The 791-nt window shown below is 77.2% G+C and carries 1 protein-coding gene; it reads left to right on the plus strand.

Going from position 1 to position 791, the window contains the following annotated elements; translation table 11 throughout:
* Window positions 1-83: 83 nt before the first annotated feature.
* Window positions 84-698, plus strand: coding sequence for a DedA family protein (locus ABEB16_RS20950; RefSeq protein ID WP_345714118.1), 615 nt, complete (start codon window positions 84-86; stop codon window positions 696-698).
* The last annotated feature ends 93 nt before the right edge of the window (window positions 699-791 follow it).

Below are 791 nucleotides of genomic sequence, written 5' to 3' on the forward strand. Positions count from 1 at the left end.
AGCAGCTGGCGGCGCTGCACGACGGGCCGCCGGCGCTGCGCCGCGGCGCACGGCGCAGCGCCGGCTGAGCCGGGCGGCGCGCCGTGTCGGAGTGGCTGGCGGGGGTGCTCTCCCCCGACGTGGGCGCCGTCGCGGTCTACGCCGTCGTCTTCGGCCTGATCTTCGCGGAGTCCGGGATCCTGCTGGGCTTCTTCCTGCCCGGCGACACGGTGCTGTTCGCCGCCGGGCTGCTCGCCGGGCGCGACGACAGCCCCGTGTCGGTGACCGTCCTCGTCGTCGGCGTGACCCTGGCGGCGATCCTGGGGGACGCGGTGGGCTACTGGAGCGGGCGGCGGCTGGGCCGGCCGTGGGTGCTCAAGCGGGCGGGGCGGATGGCGCACCACCTGCCCAAGGCGGAGGCGTTCTACGAGCGCTGGGGCTGGGGCGCGGTGGTGGCGTGCCGCTTCTTCCCGTGGATCCGCACCTTCACCCCGATCGTGGCCGGCACCGCGCGGATGCCCTACCCGAAGTTCCTCTCCGCCAACGTCGTGGGCGCGCTGGTGTGGGGGGCAGGCCTGGTGCTCACCGGCTACGCGGCGCACTCGGTGCCGTGGGTGAAGCACGCCGCGTACGTCGTGGCCGCCGTCGCGATCGCCGCCTCGCTCGTGGGGCCGACCGTGGAGGCGGTGCGGCTCATCCGGCAGCGCCGCAGCGGCTGACGCCCCGCTCGGCCGTCGCAGGGCCCGGCCCTGCGCCCGGCTCAGCCCTGCGGCGGCTCCGCGCGGGTGGCGCCGTGCGCCCGGGGACCGGAG

It is taken from the genome of Kineococcus glutinatus (assembly GCF_039542765.1).
Lineage (GTDB): Bacteria > Actinomycetota > Actinomycetes > Actinomycetales > Kineococcaceae > Kineococcus_A > Kineococcus_A glutinatus.